Raw genomic sequence first — 16,311 nt, forward strand, 5'->3', positions numbered from 1 at the left:
CTCAACGGGCGGCGTGGCCGAGCAGCGCGTCCCCCAGCTCGCTGCGCAGGTACAGCACGCTGCGCCCGTGCCGGGCGGCGGTGAGCAGCCCGCCGTCGCGCAGCGCCCGCAGGTGCTGGTTGACGGCGGAGGTGGTCACCCCCAGGCGCACGGCGAGCTCGGTGGAGGAGGCCGGCTCCGCCAGCGCGGTGAGCAGCCGGGCGCGCGCCTTCCCCAGCAGCGCCGCGACCGCCGGCTCGCGGCCGACGTCCTCCCGCTCCCACAGCGCCCCCTGGCCGCGGGCGGGGTAGAGCAGCATGGCCGGCTCGTCGACGCCGACGGGCACCGAGGTGCGCGCGGTGAACATGGTCGGCACGAGCGTCAGGCCCTGCCCGCCCGTCCCGCCCCGGCGCTCCAGCCGGCTCCTGAGGTCGACCCGCAGCCGCCGGCCGTCGAAGGTCACGCTCGGGCTGAGCCCGTTGAGCATGGCGGAGAGCCCGCTGTAGGCCATGACGCGCCCGCGGTGGACGATGTCGGCCTCGAGGACGGCCTTCATCCGCGGCCAGTGGGGCGCGAAGCACAGCTCCCAGTACCCGTGCAGCGCGGCCACCACGCGGCCGATCGCCGCCCGCGGCGGCCCGGCCAGCACCGCGGGCACCTCCCCGCGCACCGCCCGCAGCTGACGGGTGAACTCCTCGGGGGCGATCGCCCCCAGCTGCTCCAGCTCGTCCTCCAGGCGGGTCAGCGGCGAGGCCGGCCGGGGGTTGAGGAAGTCCGGCGTCCACAGCCGGTCGTCCACCAGCGCCGTGAGGACCTCCACGTCCGCCCGGGCCCGCGCCGCCTCCGTCCGGGCCAGCCAGGGCAGCTGCAGCGGGTACCGGCCGGGGGCGCGGAGCGTCTTGAGGGACAGGCCCATCTCGCACAGCGGCGAGAGCCCGAAGCGCACGCCCGCCAGGTCCGTCTCGCTCAGCTCGTACGTGAACATGTAGCGCAACGCTATATCGATTCCAGCCGCGTCCGGTTCGAGACCAGGATGCATGGCGTGAGCGACTCCCGGACCGTCCCCGCCGACACCTCGACCGAAGCACTTGGCGGTCCGGCGACCGAGACCGCGGCGACGGGCCCGACAGCGGAGACCGCCGCGACCGGCCCGACGTCGACCGGCGGGGCCGGCGGCCTGCGGGCGCGGCTCCTTGCCGGGTTCGGTGACCCGGTGCTGCGGATCCTCGCCACCGCGACGATGGTGAGCACCCTGGGCCGGGGGGTGTTCTTCACGCTGACGGTCCTGTACTTCACCACGGTGGTCGGCCTGAGCGCCGGGCAGGTCGCCGTCGTCCTCTCCGTCGCCAGCGGGGTGGGGGTGGGCACGTCGCTGCTCGGCGGGCAGCTCGCGGACCGGCTCAGCGCCCGGTACCTCCTGGTCGTCCTCACGGTCGCCGAGGGCGTCGCGCTCGTGGCCTACACCGCCGCCACGTCCTTCGCCGCGGTGCTGGCGCTGGCCTGCGTGGTCACCGGCGCCGGCAGCGCCTCGCACTCGGTCCGCTCGGCGATCATCGCCCGGGCGTTCGACGGCGCCGCCCGCGTGGGCGCGCGGGCCGTGCTGCGCACCGTCACCAACGTCGGGATCGCGCTCGGCTCGGCGGGCGGCGGCCTGGCGCTGCTGGCGGGGACGGGGACGGCCTACCGCGTCACGATGGTCGCCGCCGGCGTCGCCTACGTCCTCAGCGCGCTGCCGCTGCCCCGGCTGCCGCGGCGGGTGGACGCCCCGCCGCGCGGGGCCGCCCCGCGGAGAAGCGGCGGCCGGGCGGCCGAGGCGGCCGCCGTGCCCGGCCGCTCGCCGTTCCGGGACGCGCGCTACCTGCTGCTCACGGTGCTCTCCGGCGCCTTCAGCATGCAGTTCGCGCTGGCCGAGGTGGGCCTGCCGCTGTGGGTGTCGGACCACACCGTCGCCCCGACCGTCGTCGTCGCGATCGCCTTCATCCTCAACACGGTGATCGTCGTCGCGTTCCAGATCCGCCTGTCGCGGGGCACCGACGACGTCGGGCACGCCGGGCGGGTGATCGCCCTCGCCGGCGTCCTGATGCTGGCGGCGACCGTGGCGTACGCCGGCTCGGCGGACGTGGGGGCGGGCGCGGCCGTCGTCCTGGTCCTGGGTGCCATGACGGCGCACTCCTTCGCGGAGGTGCTCTCCTCCGCCGGCACGTGGGGCCTGAGCTTCGAGCTGGCCGAGCCGGCGCGGGCGGGGGCGTACCAGGGTCTCTTCGCGATGGGCTACAACGTCGGTGCCATGGCGGCGCCGGTCGTCGTCACCGCCACCGCGCTCACGCACGGGTGGTGGGGCTGGCTGGCCCTGGGCGTGCTGTTCCTGGTCGCGGCCCTGGGGATGTGGTGGATCGCGCGGCGGGCTACCGGTCCAGCAGCGCCCGCAGGACGACGGCCGCACCGTCGTGAGCGACGTCGTCGGTGACGGCGTCCGCGGCCGCCTGCACCTCCGCGGCGGACTGGCCCATGGCCACCCCGAGGGCCGCCCACTCCAGCATCTCCAGGTCGTTGGACCCGTCCCCCATCGCCACGGTGGCGGCGGGATCGATGTCCATGCGCCCGCGGAGCATCTCCAGCGCGCTGGCCTTGTTGACGCCCTCGGGCGAGATGTCCAGCCACGCGGTCCAGCCGACGGCGTAGCCCACGCCGTGCAGGCCGACCCGCCGGACGAGCTCGTGGAAGTCCGCCGAGCTCAGCTCCGGCGCGCGCAGGGTCACGCGGGTGGCCGGGGCGGAGACCAGCTCCTCGAAGTCGACCACCTGCACCTCGCCGCTGAGCTCCCCCATCGGGAACGGCGCGGTGACCTTGAACCCCTTGCCGAGGTCCTCGACAGCGAACAGCCCCGACGGGAGCTCCTCGCGCAGCAGCCGCAAGGTCGGCCCGGGGTCGAAGGTGACGACGTCGGAGATGACGTGGCCGTCGTCGAGCTCGGGGTCGAGCCGGATGCACACCGCCCCGTTGGAGCACACCGCCCAGCCGCGGCTCAGGCCCAGCTGCTCGGCGACCGGGGTCACGGCCTGCACCGACCGGCCGGTGGAGAGCACCACCTGCGCGCCGGCGTCGCGGACCGCCGCGACGGCCTCGGCGACGGCGGCGCTGAGCTCGCCGGCGTGGCTGAGGAGCGTGCCGTCGATGTCCAGGGCGACGAGCAGCTCGTCCCCCGCCGCGGGCAGCGTGGGCGGCACCAGCTCGCGCCACCGCGCCGCCCGGGCGCCCAGGGGCAGGACGCCGTTGCCCTCCCGGGCCGCGGCGCCCCCGGCCACCACCTCACCGGTCATGCGGGCTCGATGACCTCGAGACCGCCCAGGTACGGGCGCAGGCCCGCCGGCACGCGCACCGAGCCGTCCGGCAGCTGGTGGTTCTCCAGGATCGCCACGAGCCACCTCGTGGTGGCCAGGGTGCCGTTGAGCGTGGCGACCGGCCGCGTCTCCCCGGCGGCGGTGCGCTCGCGGGTGCCCAGGCGGCGGGCCTGGAAGGTGGTGCAGTTGGAGGTGGACGTGACCTCCATGTAGCGCTCCTGGGTGGGCAGCCACGCCTCGCAGTCGAACTTCCGGGCGGCGGAGGTGCCCAGGTCGCCGGCGGCGGTGTCGATCACGCGGTAGGGCAGCTCCACCTTCGCGAGCATCTCCTCCTCCCAGGCGAGCAGCCGCTCGTGCTCGGCCGCCGCCTCCTCGACCGGGACGTAGGAGAACATCTCCACCTTGTTGAACTGGTGGACGCGGATGATGCCGCGGGTGTCCTTGCCGTACGAGCCGGCCTCGCGCCGGTAGCAGGTGGACCAGCCGGCGTAGCGCAGCGGGCCGCCGGTGAGGTCGAGGATCTCCCCCGAGTGGTAGCCCGCGAGCGCCACCTCGGAGGTGCCGGTGAGGTACAGGTCGTCTGTGGCCAGGTGGTAGATCTCGTCCGCGTGCGAGCCGAGGAAGCCGGTGCCGCCCATGACCTCCGGGGTGACGAGGGTGGGCGTGATCATGGGCGTGAAGCCCGCCGCCACGGCCTGGTCCAGCGCCGCCGTCAGCAGCGCGAGCTCGAGGCGGGCGCCGATGCCGGTGAGGTAGTAGAAGCGGGCGCCGGAGACCTTGGTGCCGCGGCGGGTGTCGATGGCCCGCAGCCCCTCGCCGAGGTCCAGATGGTCCTTCGGGGTGAAGCCCTCGGCGGCGAAGTCCCGCGGCGTGCCCTCGTGGCGCAGGACGACGAAGTCCTCCTCGCCGCCCTCCGGGACGCCGTCGGCGACGACGTTGGGCACCTTCCACAGCAGCTCGTCGGCCGCGCGGGCCGCCTCGGCGGCCGCCGCCTCGGCGGCCTTGACCTGCTCGGCGAGCTCCTTGGCGCGGGCGAGGATCGCGGGCCGCTCCTCCGGGGAGGCCTTGCCCACCGACTTCGAGACCTGCTTCTGCTCCGCGCGCAGCTCCTCGAACCGGGACAGGGTGGCCCGGCGCCGGGCGTCCGCCTCCAGCAGGCCGTCCACCAGGCCGGCGTCCTCGCGGCGGGCGCGCTGGCTGGCGCGGACCTTCTCCGGATCCTCACGCAGTGCTCGAAGGTCGATCATGCTCCTGAGCCTAATGGGCGGTTTCGCCCCGTCCGTTCCGCCCGGGCGGCGCGGCCGCCGTCGTCGCGGCGGCGGGTCAGCGCGCCAGCTCCAGGAGGACGGCGATGACGGTCCGGTGCAGGACGTGCGCGACCAGGCTCACCGCGGCGGTCTGGGCCGGCGCTCGAGCCGCCGGGGCGCTTCGCTCGCCGCAGGGCCGTCGCCCCGGAAGGGCACGAGGGTGCCGGTCCGGGTAGGTTGCCGACATGGGCTGGGAAGGGATCGTCGCGATCGTCGCGCTCGTGCTCGCCCTGGCCGCGCTCGTCGTGGGGCTGGTCACGTACCGCGCCCTGGCCGCCCGCCGTTCCCGCACCACCCCGATCGAGGAGTTCTCCAGCGCCGGCGCCACCGACGAGGAGGTGGGCCCGCCGGCCGTGGTGTTCAACCCCTCGAAGGGCGCCGACGCCGACTCGGTACGGCGGATCGTGGCCGAGACCGCCAGCGACGTGGGCCTGCCGGAGCCGCTGTGGTTCGAGACCACCGTCGAGGACCCGGGCCTCGGCCAGACCCGCGAGGCCCTCGCCCGGGGCGCGTCGGTGGTCGTCGCCGCCGGCGGTGACGGCACCGTGCGCGCCGTCGCGGAGGGCCTGGCCGGCACGCGCGTGCCGATGGGGCTGCTGCCGCTGGGCACCGGCAACCTGCTGGCCCGCAACCTCGAGCTGCCGCTGGGCAACCAGCGCGAGCTGGTGGCGACGGCGCTGACCGGCCGCAACCGGACCATGGACCTGGGCTGGCTGCGCACCGAGCCGCTCGGCCCCGACGAGGCCGCCAGGGTGGAGGGTCGGGCAGACGCCTCCACCGCCCGCTCGGCGGACCGGGACGACACGGCCGAGGCCGCCGAGGGCACGGTCAACGACCCCGCGATCCCCGCGGACCCGGAGCAGGCCGCCCGGGAAATCGTCCCGCCCGACGCCGGCGCCCTGCCGGACGACGACCCGGAGAAGGAGCACGTCTTCCTCGTCATCGGCGGACTGGGCTTCGACGCCGCGATGGTGGCCGGGGCCGACGACCAGCTCAAGGCCAAGCTGGGCTGGATGGCCTACTTCGTGGCGGGCGTGCAGCACCTGACCGGCCGGAAGATCCACGCCACCGTGGAGTACGGCGACTCCGGCCGGCGCGAGGAGGTCACCGCCCGCACGATCCTGTTCGCCAACGTCGGCCGCCTGCCCGGCGGCGTGGTGCTGTTCCCCGACGCCCAGCTCGACGACGGCTGGCTGGACATCGCCGCCATCGACACCCGCGGCGGGATCATCGGCTGGGTGGACCTGCTGCGCAAGGTGACGCTGCAAGGACTCGGCGTGCGCAAGGACCCCGTGCCGCTCAACACCGGATCCATCGAGTTCCGGCGCAGCCACGAGGTCGTGGTCCGCACCGAGGAGCCCGAGCACGTCCAGGTCGACGGCGACCTCGTCGGGTTCGCGAGGACCATCTACGCCCGCGTGGAGAAGGGCGGCCTGATCGTCCGCACCGCGTGACCGGGACACCGGGCCGCGCACCGGGTCGCCGGCGCGCGTGACCGGGACACCGGCGCGCGTGACCGGGACACCGGCCGGGGGCAGCCGTCTAACGTCCGGACACTGCCGGGCCCCGCGTCGAGAATGGCCTAACTCGGCATTTGCGCGGGAAACGGCCGATCAGGGCATTCTCGCCACCACAGCCAGGCGATCGGCCCGAAGTGCGCCACGCGGCTCGAACGGCTCGACCCAAGCGCGCGAGGCTGTGACCGCCGAGAATGGCCTAACTCGGCATTTGCGCGGGAAACGGCCGATCAGGGCATTCTCGCCGGGCAAAGCGCCCAACCAGGGCATTGTCGCCGCCACTCACCCGCCGGTCAGCCGCTACGCAACGGATTCCTGCCGCCCAGGGGCCACGCCCCGGAGTCTCGTGTCCCGCGGCCACCTCAGACGGCGAGGCCGGCCAGCAGGTTGGCCACCCACTCCCGCGCGGCCTTGAAGTCCGCGTCGTAGGTGCCGGGCCGCACGTGGGGGCGCTGGCCGTCGGCGCGCGGGTAGGAGCCCAGGAAGCGCACCATCGGGCACACCCGGTGCAGGCCGATGAGCGTGGCCTGCACCCGCTCCTCGGCCACGTGCCCCTCGGCGTCGATGGAGAAGGAGTACCGGCCCAGGGAGTCCCCGATCGGGCGGGACTCGATGCGGGAGAGGTTCACCCCGCGCGTGGCGAACTGCTCGAGCATGTGCAGCAGGGCGCCGGCCTCGTTGTCCGGCAGGTGCACCACCAGCGTGGTCTTGTCCGCGCCCGTCGGCTCGGGCACGTAGCCGGGCTTGGCCACCAGGACGAACCGGGTGACGGCGTGGGGGTTGTCCGCCACGCCGTCGGCGATGACCTGCAGCCCGTACTTCCCCGCCGAGTGCGGGTTGACCAACGCGGCGTCGAAGCCCGGCGCGGGCTCCTGCGCGAGCAGCGCGGCAGCCGCGGCCGTGGAGGTGGCCGGCACGTGCACCGCGTCCGTCAGGTGCGCCGCGACCCAGCCGCGGCACTGCGCCCAGGCGTGCGGGTGCGTGGAGACCCGCCGCACCCGCTCCAGCGTCATGCCCTCGCGGGCGGCGAGCACGAACGTGATCGGCACCAGCATCTCGGCGACGATGACGAGCGGGCTGCCGGCGCTCAGCGCGTCGAGGGTGACGTTGACGCCGCCCTCGACGGAGTTCTCGATCGGCACGACGGCGTAGTCGGCCTCGCCGGTCCGCACCTTCTCGAGCGCCGTGACGACGTCGAGGCACGGCACGAGCTCGGACTCCGTGGGATCGGTCACCTGCAGCAGCGCCACCTCGGTGAACGTGCCCTCCGGTCCGAGGTAGGCGAACCGCCCGCGGCGGGGCTCCTCCTCGGCGGTGGCGGTCGCCGTCCGGCCGGCAGCGGGACGCGGCTGCGCGGCCACCTCCGGCCCGCTCTGCGGGCGCGCGCCGTCGTCGGCCTGGTGGTGCATCGGGATCCTCCAGCTCGGGGCCTGTCGGGGCCGAGCCTAGTCGCGTCGGGCCGGGCCTTCTGCGTCGTCCAGGACCCGGCACGTAGGCTGCCCGGGTGAGCAGGAGACGGCGCAAGGACAGGCAGCGGCGGTTCGCCACGATCCTCGCGCTGGCGGTCGTGCTGGCACTGGTGCTCCCCTTCCTGCTGCCGCTGCTGCCCGCGGGGGCGGCCACCGCAGCTCCGGCGCCGGCGTCCGACGCCGCGGCCGGCGCCACCGCCCCCGGGGCCCCCGCCTCGGCGGACACCGCGAGCACCGACGCGCCCCTCGTCGTCATCGGCACCGCCGGCGTGCGGTGGGAGGACCTGTCCTCCCTCGCCACCCCGCACCTGTGGGGGCTCGCCCAGGAGGCGGCCGCGGCCAACATGGTCGTGCGCTCGGTCCGCTCCTCCACCTGCCCCGCGGACGGCTGGCTCGCCCTCTCCGCGGGCCGGCGCGCCGCCGACGTGCCCATGGAGGACTACGGCACCTGCCGCGAGCTGCGCGACGCCCAGGAGGACGGCACCGTCCCGGGCTGGCAGGACTACCTCGACGCGGCGGAGGAGGCCTCCTACGACGCCACGCCCGGCCTGCTCGGCGACGCGGTGGCGGAGGCGGGCGTGCCCGCCGTCTCGCTGGGCCCCGGGGCGGCGATCGCGCTGGCCACCTCGGCGGGCACGGTCGCCGGGGACTACGGCCCCGCCTCCGTCAGCGCCCAGCGGCTGGAGTCCGCGGTCCGCGAGGCGCTGCCCGGCCACGCCCTCGCCGTCGTCGACGTCGGCGCCGTCCGCGACCGCAACCGCCCGCTCGTCAACGTGCCGGACGAGCCGGCCGAGGACGGGCTCGCCCCGGGCGAGGCCACCGAGGAGCCCGCCCCGGCGGAGACCCCCACGCCGCCGCCGGACGAGGCGTGGCTGCTGAAGTCCCCGGAGCGGCACCTGCAGGTCTCGGCGATCGACGCCCGCGTCGGCGGCGTGCTCGCGGCGGTGCGCGCCGCCGCCCCGCACGCCACCGTGGTGGTCGCCTCGCTCGCCGACTCCGGCACCACCGCGCTGATGCAGCTGGTCGTCGCCGACGGGCCCGCCATGCCGCCGATCCCGTCCGACGGCGCGCTGCTCGACACGCGCTCGACCCGCCAGCCCGGCATGGTGCAGTCCACCGACCTCGCGCCCACGGTGCTCGGGATGCTCGGCGTGGAGGCCCCGGCGGGGCTGGCCGGCGCCCCGCTGGGCGTGGCGCCCGACGGCCGCACCGGCCCGGAGCGGGTCGCCCACCTCGACGACGTCAGCCGGCACGCCGTGGCCATCCGCCCGCTGACCGCGCCGTTCACCTCGGCGCTGGTGCTGATGAATTTGCTGCTCTACGCCGTCGTCACGCTCGGGCTCAACCGCCGGTGGCTCGACGGCGCGGCCGCCCGGCTCGAGGCGCGGGCCGCCCGCGAGGCCCGGGGGGCGGCGACCGCCGCCCGCCTCGCGCGCGCTCTGCGCTCGCGCCGCCCCGCCAAGCTGCTGCGCACCCTGCGCACCGCCGCGGTCACGGTCGGCGCCGTGCCGCTGGCCTCCTACCTGGCGAACCTGGTGCCCTGGTGGCGCACCGACGAATCCGGCGTGGTGCTCTACGGCCTGACCGCGGTGATCGCCGCCGCCCTCGCCGCCGTCGCGCTCCTCGGGCCCTGGCGGCGCTTGCTCCTCGCGCCCGTCGCCGTCGTGGGCGGCCTGACCGCGGTTGTGCTCGCCGTGGACGTCCTCACCGGCGCCCGCCTGCAGCTCTCCTCGCTCATGGGCGTCCAGCCGCAGGTGGGCGGGCGGTTCTACGGCTTCAACAACTCCTCGTTCTCCCTCTTCGCCGCCTCGACGATCCTCACGGCCATGTGCGTCGCGGAGCCGCTGGTGCGCCGCGGGCGCCGCGCCTGGGCGGCCGCCGCCATCGGCCTCATCGGCGCCGTGGCGGTGGTGCTCGACGGCGCCCCCTCCATCGGCGCGGACTTCGGCGGCCCGCCGGCCCTCCTCCCCGGGTTCCTCGTCCTGGCGCTGCTGGCCCTGGGCGTGCGGCTCACCTGGCGCCGCATCGCGGCGGTGCTCGGCGTGACCGTGGTGGCCGCGCTCAGCTTCTCGGTCCTGGACTGGCTGCGCCCGCCGGCGGAGCGCTCCCACCTGGGCCGGTTCGTCGAGACCGTGCTCGACGGCGGCCTGTGGTCGGTCGTCGCGCGCAAGCTCGAGCAGAACCTCAACAACCTGTTCGGCTCCGTCTACGCGCTGCTGGCCATCGGCGGCATCGCCGTCGTGGTCGTCCTGCTCACCCGGCCGCTGCGCCGCGGGCCGAGGGGCCGGGACGGCTACGGGTGGCTCACCGGCGGGGACACCGTGGGACGGCTCGACCGCGACGCCGTCATGCTGCGGCCCACCCTGGTGGCACTGGCGACCACCTTCGCGATCGCCTTCGCCGTCAACGACTCCGGCATCGTGCTCCCGGCCCTCGGCATCTCGCTGGCCGTGCCGCTGCTGGTGGCTGTCGTCGCCGGGTGGCTGCTCGAGCACGGCACGACGGCGCCGCCGCCCGGGCGGGAGGGGGCGACGCCGGCCGCGTCCACCGGCAGGGCGCTGCGCGTGCCGCGCCGCCGGGCGAGGGTGGCGGCCGACGACGCCGGTCAGCCCTCGGGGGCCCAGGCGCGGTAGGGGTCAGCCCTCGGGAGCCCAGGCGCGGTAGGGGTCAGCCCTCGGGAGCCCAGGCGCGGTAGGGGCGCCCGGGCTTCTGCCGGGCCGGGTTGTCCCCGCGCCGCGACGCGGGCACCCGCACGCCGCGCAGCCGCCGCGCGTTCACCGCGAGCGCGACGTCGCGGTACTGCGCGCCGCGGTGGAGCTGCCCGGCGAGGTCGTTGCGCGAGGCGCGGTGCCGCAGGTCGCAGGGCACCTCCTGGACGGTGAGCCCCGCGACGAGCAGATCGATGGTCATCCCGGTCTCCACGCCCCAGCCGCGGGACAGCGGGCTGGCCGCCTCGAACGCGGCGCGGGTCATGCACCGCTGCCCCGACAGCGGCTGGGTGGGGGTCCAGCCGGTGGCGCGGGCGATCGAGCGGCGCGCCAGGCCCGTGACGATGCCGCGACCGCCCGCACCGGGCTGCGGGGGCAGGACGGCGATGGCGCAGTCCGCCCGGCCCTCGAGCACCGGCGGGACCAGCGGCGCGGTCGCGACGGCGCTGTCGCCCAGGTCCGCGTCGATGAACAGCAGCAGCCGCGGCGGCGCGCCCTCGACGTCGCGCATCGCGACCACGGAGGCGCCGGTCTCCATCGCCGAGGCCTTGCCCCGGTTCACCGAGTGGCGCACCACCACGGCGCCGGCGGCGCGTGCCGCGTGCTGCGTGTCGTCCTGGGAGCCGTCGTCGACGACGAGCACGAGGTCCACGTGCGGGATGGCCCGCGCCGCCCGGACGGTGGCGGCGATCCGCTCGACCTCGTCCTTGGCGGGGATGACGACGGCGACACGCTGCGACCTGGGCCCGGGCTCCTTCACGCGGGAGAGCCTAGTCAAAATCTAGACCAAAGGCGCACCGGGCCCGGGTGAGGGCTTGACCACTGCATGACGATGCCGACTCCGCGGGACCGGCGTCAGCGCAGGCTGACCTGCCGGGAGACGATCCCCGCGCGGGCGCGGCGCTCGTCCGCCGTGAGCGCCTCGGTGCTGGCCAGGGCCTGCTCCAGCTTCGCCTCGAAGGCCTCGAGCGGCGCGGCCAGCTCATCCGCCTCCGTGCCCGGCGCGAGCTCCCACACCGGGATGAGGATGCCGGCGGACCGGAAGGCGCCCACGAACTTCGCGCCGTCGTCGACCGCGGACTCCCGGGCCGCGTGCAGCCGCGCGAGCGCGTTGAGCACCTGCTCCTGGTCCTCGGGGCGGGCCCAGCGCAGGAACTCGCGCGCGCCCATGCGCACCCAGTACGCCGACCGCACACCGTCGACCTTCACCGTCGGGACGATGTTGGCGTTGGCCTGCTCGAGGGCGGCGGCGACGTTGTCGTCCTGCTTCGCCTCGTCCGTGAGCCAGAAGTCGAACGAGTCGCGGACGGTGATCTCGAAGGGGCCCGTCAGGTCCAGGACGTCCTGCAGCCGCGGGCCCGGCTCGGGCAGCCCGGCGGTGGTCAGGGCGCTGCCCGGCTCGAGGTCGAGCGCCTCCAGGAGCGCGGCGGCCACGTCGCGGGAGGCGTCGCCCGAGCGCATGCCGGTCTGCAGCGCGACGAGGACGGCGTCGTCGTCGCGGTGGATGGCCGGGAGCATGTCCGGCAGCAGGGTGACGAGCTGGACCTCGCGGTCCCCGTGCTCGGCGGTGGTGCGCACCGAGAGGGTGGCGGCGGGGATGATCTCGCGCATGGCCACCAGGTCGGTCTCCGCGGGCAGGCCCTCGAACGGCCGCTCGACGTACGCGACCTCATGCCGCTTCGGCTTGGGGGTGCCCTCGGGGCGGGACTGGCGCTTCCTGCTCTTCTTACCCATGGCGCCCTAGCCTAGGGGGCCCGGGGAGACGTCCGTCACCGGCCCCGGCGCGGGGTGGGTCGGGTGACCGTGGGCGCCGGGCGGGTCAGAGGACCGTGGGGGCGGCGCCGTCGTCGGTGGTCAGCGGCAGGCCGGCGCGCTCCCACGCCTTCATGCCGCCGTCGACGTTGTAGGCGTCGAACCCGGCCTGGTTCAGCCAGGCCACGGACCGCGCGGACCGGCCGCCCGAGCGGCACACGACCAGGAGGTCACCCTCGGGGATGTCGTCGACGCGGACGGGCAGCTCGCCCATCGGGATGTGGACCGCGCCGGGCGCGTGGCCCGCGTCCCACTCGTCCTGCTCGCGGACGTCGAGCAGCACGTAGCCGTGCGGGACGGGACGCTCGGGATCGAGGTCGGTGACGGGGACGGAGCTGCCGGGCACGTCGGGAAGGGCCATGCCCCCAGCCTAGGACGCCGGCGCCCCACCGCACCGGCCGGGGCGCGGACCGGCACTTGCGGACCGCGGGGGACGCGTCCGCGGTGCTGGGAGGGCGCCCCGGTGGCAGGATCGGGAACATGCACGAGCGCGCAGGTACCACAGCCCGTTCCGAGGACCTCATCGACGTCGACCAGGTGGTCTCGGCCTACTACGACCGCGAGCCCGACGTCGACGACGCCACCCAGCAGGTCGCGTTCGGCACCTCCGGCCACCGCGGCTCCAGCCTCGACGGCGCGTTCAACGAGGCGCACATCGTCGCCACCACCGCCGCGATCGTGGAGTACCGCCGCTCGCAGGGCATCGACGGGCCGCTCTACATCGGCCGCGACACCCACGCGCTGTCCGAGCCGGCGTGGCGCACCGCCGTCGAGGTGCTGGCCGCCGCCGGCGTCGAGGCCCGGGTGGACGCGCGCGGGTCCTTCACGCCCACCCCGGCGGTCTCCCAGGCGATCCTGCGGGCCAACGGCGCCGGCACCACCGGCGGCGTGCGCACCGTCGGGCCGGAGCTGGCCGACGGCATCGTGGTGACCCCCTCGCACAACCCGCCCCGCGACGGCGGCTTCAAGTACAACCCGCCCCACGGCGGCCCCGCCGGCTCCGACGCCACCTCGGTGATCGCCGCGCGCGCCAACGAGATCCTGCGTTCGGGGTGGAAGCAGGTCGAGCGCGTGCCGTTCGACTCGGCGATCGCCGCGGAGACGACCCGCAAGCACGACTACCTCACCTCCTACGTCGACGACCTGAGCAACGTCCTCGACATCGACGCCATCCGGGACGCCGGCGTGCGCATCGGCGCCGACCCGCTCGGCGGGGCGTCGGTGGAGTACTGGGGCGCCGTCGCCGAGCGGTACGGGCTGGACCTCACCGTCGTCAACCCGGAGGTGGACCCCACCTGGCGGTTCATGACGCTGGACTGGGACGGCAAGATCCGGATGGACTGCTCCTCGCCGTCGGCCATGGCCTCCCTCGTGGCGAAGATGCGCGCCGACGGCGGCGCGGCGCCGTTCGACGTCGCCACCGGCAACGACGCGGACTCCGACCGGCACGGCATCGTCACCCCCGACGCCGGGCTGATGAACCCGAACCACTACCTGGCCGTGGCCATCGAGTACCTCTTCACGCACCGGCCGCAGTGGCCGGCCGCCGCGGCGATCGGCAAGACCCTCGTGTCCTCCGCGCTCATCGACCGGGTCGCCGACGGGCTGGGGCGCAGGCTCATCGAGGTCCCGGTGGGCTTCAAGTACTTCGTGCCGGGCCTGATCGACGGCTCCGTCGGCTTCGGCGGCGAGGAGTCCGCGGGCGCCTCCTTCCTGCGCAAGGACGGCAACGTCTGGACCACCGACAAGGACGGCATCCTGCTCGCGCTGCTGGCGTCCGAGATCCTCGCGGTGACGGGCCGCTCCCCCAGCCAGCTGCACGCCGACCTCGTGGAGCGGTACGGGGACAGCGCCTACGCCCGCATCGACGCCGCCGCCTCCAAGCCGCAGAAGGCCAAGCTCGCCAAGCTCCAGCCCGACGACGTCGCCGCCACCGAGCTGGCCGGCGAGCCGATCACCGGGCGGCTCGTGGACGCCCCCGGCAACGGCGCGGCCATCGGTGGGCTCAAGGTCACCACGGAGAGCGCGTGGTTCGCCGCGCGCCCGTCGGGCACCGAGGACGTGTACAAGATCTACGCCGAGTCCTTCCGCGGCCCGCAGCACCTGGCGCAGGTGCAGGCCGAGGCCAGGAAGGTCGTCGACGCCGCCCTCGCCGGGTAACGCACGTCACCAGAGCGCGATCCGCCACCGGTTGACCCGCATCGGCGTGCCCGGCGGATACTCCACGTCCGCCTCGCCGAGCAGCTCGAAACCCACGGACCGGCACAGGGCGTTGGAGGCGGCGTTCTCCACCGACGGGTGGGCGTACACCCATCGGTGCCGGCGCTCCGCCCGGGCACGGTCGAGGGCCAGCCGGGTCCCACCCGAGGCGAGCCCCCGCCCCTGGAGGGCGGGCACGATGCTCCAGCCCATCTCGTAGACCGGCGCGCCGTCCTCCTCGGCGTCCCAGTAGCCGACCGACCCGGCGGCCTCGGCGCCGGCGAGGATGACGAACATCCGTCCCCGTCCGCTCCCCGCCAGCGCCAGGTAGCGCGCATGCCGCCCGGCGAGCTTCTCCGGCGGCTCCGGGCCGCCGAGGTAGCGGGTGGCGAGCGGGTCCCCCATGGTCGCCTCGAGGACGGGGAGGTCGCCCTCCGCCCAGTCGCGCAGCGCAACAGGCCCGGTCATCGGCGACCCCCTCCTCGCAGGTGTGCCACAGCCTAGGCACCGCCACCGACATCCCGCGGCGTCCTACGGTCGGACAACATATGAATCGGTCTGGCGCGCGGGAGCGGCGACGTGCTTCACTCTCGCGATCCCATTCCAGACTCCAACGAGGGTGATTCATGAGCGAGCAGCCGTCGCGCGCCTCCACCAGCGACCTGGCACCGGACGCCGTCGTCCCGGGCCACGAGCCGCAGATATCGCTGAAGAAGTGGCAGATCATCGGGCCCGGGCTGGTGGTGGCGGGCACCGGCGTCGGCGCCGCTGACCTCGTGGCCACGCTCACCGCCGGCTCGCGGTACGGCTACGCGCTGCTGTGGGCCGTGATCGTCGGCGTGATCCTGAAGATCGTGCTGGTGGAGGGCGCCGGCCGGTACTCGCTCGCGACGGGCCGCACGATCTTCCAGGGCTGGCGGTCCCTCGGCCGCTGGACCACGTGGTACTTCGCCCCCTACATCGTCATCTGGGGCGTGGTCTACGGCGCCTCCGCCATGACGTCGGCCGCCCTGCCCCTGGTCACCCTGTTCCCGGGCATCGACCTCAAGGTCGCCGCGACCGTCAGCGGCCTCATCTGCTTCGCCATGGTGTGGTTCGGCCGCTACCGGACGTTCGAGAAGATCGTCAGCGCACTCGTGCTGATCATGATGGTCACGGTCGTGGGCATCTCCACGCTGGCCCTGCCCAACCTCGGCGAGATCGCCCGTGGCCTGGTGCCGCTCATCCCCGACGGGTCCATGATCTACGTCCTCGGCCTGGCCGGCGGCGTCGGCGGCACCATCACCCTGGCCGCCTACGGGTACTGGCTGCGGGAGAAGGGCTGGGCGTCGGCCGGGTGGATGCGGGTCATGCGGCTGGACAACACCGTGGCGTACGTGGTCACGGGCATCTTCGTCGTCGCGGTCATGATCATGGGCGTCGAGCTGCTCTACAGCGCCAACCTCGCCATCTCCTCCGGCGACAACGGTTTGATCGACCTGTCGGAGATCCTGCGCGACCGCTACGGCGACGTCATCGGCATCCTGTTCCTCGTCGGATTCTGGGCCGCGTCGTTCTCCTCCCTCGTGGGCGTGTGGAACGGCGTCTCGCTGATGTTCGCGGACTTCGTCGGCAACCTGAAGGGCCTGCCCGGCGACCACCCCGACGTGCACACCGGCGGCAAGTACTTCAAGTGGTACGTGGTGTGGCTGACGTTCCCGCCGATGCTGCTGTTCTTCCTCGAGCAGCCCACCGGCCTGGTCATCGCCTACGGCGCGCTCGGCGCGCTCTTCATGCCCTTCCTCGCCCTCACGCTGCTCTTGATCCTCAACTCCTCCCGAACGCCGAAGGAGTGGCGCAACGGGTGGCTGAGCAACGTGGTCATGGGCATCTGCACGCTGCTGTTCCTGGCGCTGGGCGTGAACCAGCTCATCGGCGCCTTCAGCGGCTGAGGCCCGCCGGCCTGCCGATGGTCGCGCCGAGCGCGGCCGGGGTACGGG

Annotated in this window: 13 protein-coding genes; 5 read left to right on the forward strand and 8 right to left on the reverse strand. The window is 74.8% G+C overall.

Features of this window, described 5'->3' with window-relative positions; genetic code table 11:
• Nucleotide 1: 1 nt before the first annotated feature.
• A complete protein-coding gene (locus tag ACF0H8_RS00455) occupies nucleotides 2–964 on the reverse strand; it encodes a DUF5937 family protein (RefSeq protein WP_395287029.1) in 963 nt (320 codons plus the stop codon).
• A gap of 57 nt (nucleotides 965–1,021) precedes the next feature.
• On the opposite strand from ACF0H8_RS00455, the gene ACF0H8_RS00460 reads away from it, so the two are divergent.
• Complete coding sequence (locus ACF0H8_RS00460) at nucleotides 1,022–2,446, forward strand: MFS transporter (protein WP_395287030.1); 1,425 nt, start codon at nucleotides 1,022–1,024, stop codon at nucleotides 2,444–2,446.
• Here the strand turns inward: ACF0H8_RS00460 and ACF0H8_RS00465 are convergent.
• On the reverse strand, nucleotides 2,385–3,299 hold the full coding sequence (locus tag ACF0H8_RS00465; RefSeq protein WP_395287031.1) for an HAD family hydrolase: 915 nt from the start codon (nucleotides 3,297–3,299) through the stop codon (nucleotides 2,385–2,387). The genes ACF0H8_RS00460 and ACF0H8_RS00465 overlap by 62 nt on opposite strands.
• Nucleotides 3,296–4,567 carry a serine--tRNA ligase gene (gene serS / locus ACF0H8_RS00470; RefSeq protein WP_395287032.1) on the reverse strand — a complete coding sequence of 424 codons (1,272 nt, stop codon included), beginning with the start codon at nucleotides 4,565–4,567 and terminating at the stop codon, nucleotides 3,296–3,298. Before serS ends, ACF0H8_RS00465 begins: the two co-directional genes overlap by 4 nt.
• A 245-nt stretch (nucleotides 4,568–4,812) precedes the next feature.
• Between serS and ACF0H8_RS00475 the strand changes: the two genes are divergently transcribed.
• The gene (locus ACF0H8_RS00475; protein WP_395287033.1) at nucleotides 4,813–6,081 is read left to right on the forward strand and encodes a diacylglycerol/lipid kinase family protein; all 1,269 of its coding nucleotides are present in this window, start codon (nucleotides 4,813–4,815) and stop codon (nucleotides 6,079–6,081) included.
• 425 nt (nucleotides 6,082–6,506) lie between these two features.
• On the opposite strand, the gene pheA is transcribed toward ACF0H8_RS00475, so the two are convergent.
• Entirely contained in the window at nucleotides 6,507–7,553 is a 1,047-nt protein-coding gene (gene pheA / locus ACF0H8_RS00480; protein ID WP_395287034.1) for a prephenate dehydratase, read from the reverse strand.
• A gap of 95 nt (nucleotides 7,554–7,648) precedes the next feature.
• Here pheA and ACF0H8_RS00485 point away from each other — a divergent pair, with 95 nt between their 5' ends.
• Entirely contained in the window at nucleotides 7,649–10,246 is a 2,598-nt protein-coding gene (locus ACF0H8_RS00485; protein WP_395287035.1) for a hypothetical protein, read from the forward strand.
• A 34-nt stretch (nucleotides 10,247–10,280) separates the two neighbouring features.
• Here ACF0H8_RS00485 and ACF0H8_RS00490 read toward each other — a convergent pair whose 3' ends face one another.
• The 3 genes from ACF0H8_RS00490 to ACF0H8_RS00500 form a co-directional block, all read right to left on the reverse strand.
• Nucleotides 10,281–11,081 carry a glycosyltransferase gene (locus ACF0H8_RS00490; protein WP_395287036.1) on the reverse strand — a complete coding sequence of 267 codons (801 nt, stop codon included), beginning with the start codon at nucleotides 11,079–11,081 and terminating at the stop codon, nucleotides 10,281–10,283.
• A 95-nt stretch (nucleotides 11,082–11,176) separates the two neighbouring features.
• Nucleotides 11,177–12,055, reverse strand: a complete 879-nt coding sequence (locus tag ACF0H8_RS00495) for a DUF5926 family protein (RefSeq protein WP_395287037.1) — start codon at nucleotides 12,053–12,055, stop codon at nucleotides 11,177–11,179.
• 85 nt (nucleotides 12,056–12,140) lie between these two features.
• On the reverse strand, nucleotides 12,141–12,494 hold the full coding sequence (locus ACF0H8_RS00500; protein WP_395287038.1) for a rhodanese-like domain-containing protein: 354 nt from the start codon (nucleotides 12,492–12,494) through the stop codon (nucleotides 12,141–12,143).
• Between the two features lie 119 nt (nucleotides 12,495–12,613).
• Between ACF0H8_RS00500 and pgm the strand changes: the two genes are divergently transcribed.
• Nucleotides 12,614–14,293, forward strand: coding sequence for a phosphoglucomutase (alpha-D-glucose-1,6-bisphosphate-dependent) (pgm, locus tag ACF0H8_RS00505; RefSeq protein WP_395287039.1), 1,680 nt, complete (start codon nucleotides 12,614–12,616; stop codon nucleotides 14,291–14,293).
• 6 nt (nucleotides 14,294–14,299) lie between these two features.
• Here pgm and ACF0H8_RS00510 read toward each other — a convergent pair whose 3' ends face one another.
• Nucleotides 14,300–14,800 carry a GNAT family N-acetyltransferase gene (locus tag ACF0H8_RS00510; RefSeq protein WP_395287040.1) on the reverse strand — a complete coding sequence of 167 codons (501 nt, stop codon included), beginning with the start codon at nucleotides 14,798–14,800 and terminating at the stop codon, nucleotides 14,300–14,302.
• Nucleotides 14,801–14,958: 158 nt separating this feature from the next.
• Between ACF0H8_RS00510 and ACF0H8_RS00515 the strand changes: the two genes are divergently transcribed.
• Nucleotides 14,959–16,263: an Nramp family divalent metal transporter gene (locus ACF0H8_RS00515; RefSeq protein ID WP_395287041.1), complete on the forward strand. Its 1,305-nt coding sequence runs from the start codon at nucleotides 14,959–14,961 to the stop codon at nucleotides 16,261–16,263.
• Nucleotides 16,264–16,311: the final 48 nt, after the last annotated feature.

The sequence above is a fragment of the Georgenia sp. AZ-5 genome, from assembly GCF_043952095.1.
Taxonomy (GTDB): domain Bacteria; phylum Actinomycetota; class Actinomycetes; order Actinomycetales; family Actinomycetaceae; genus Georgenia.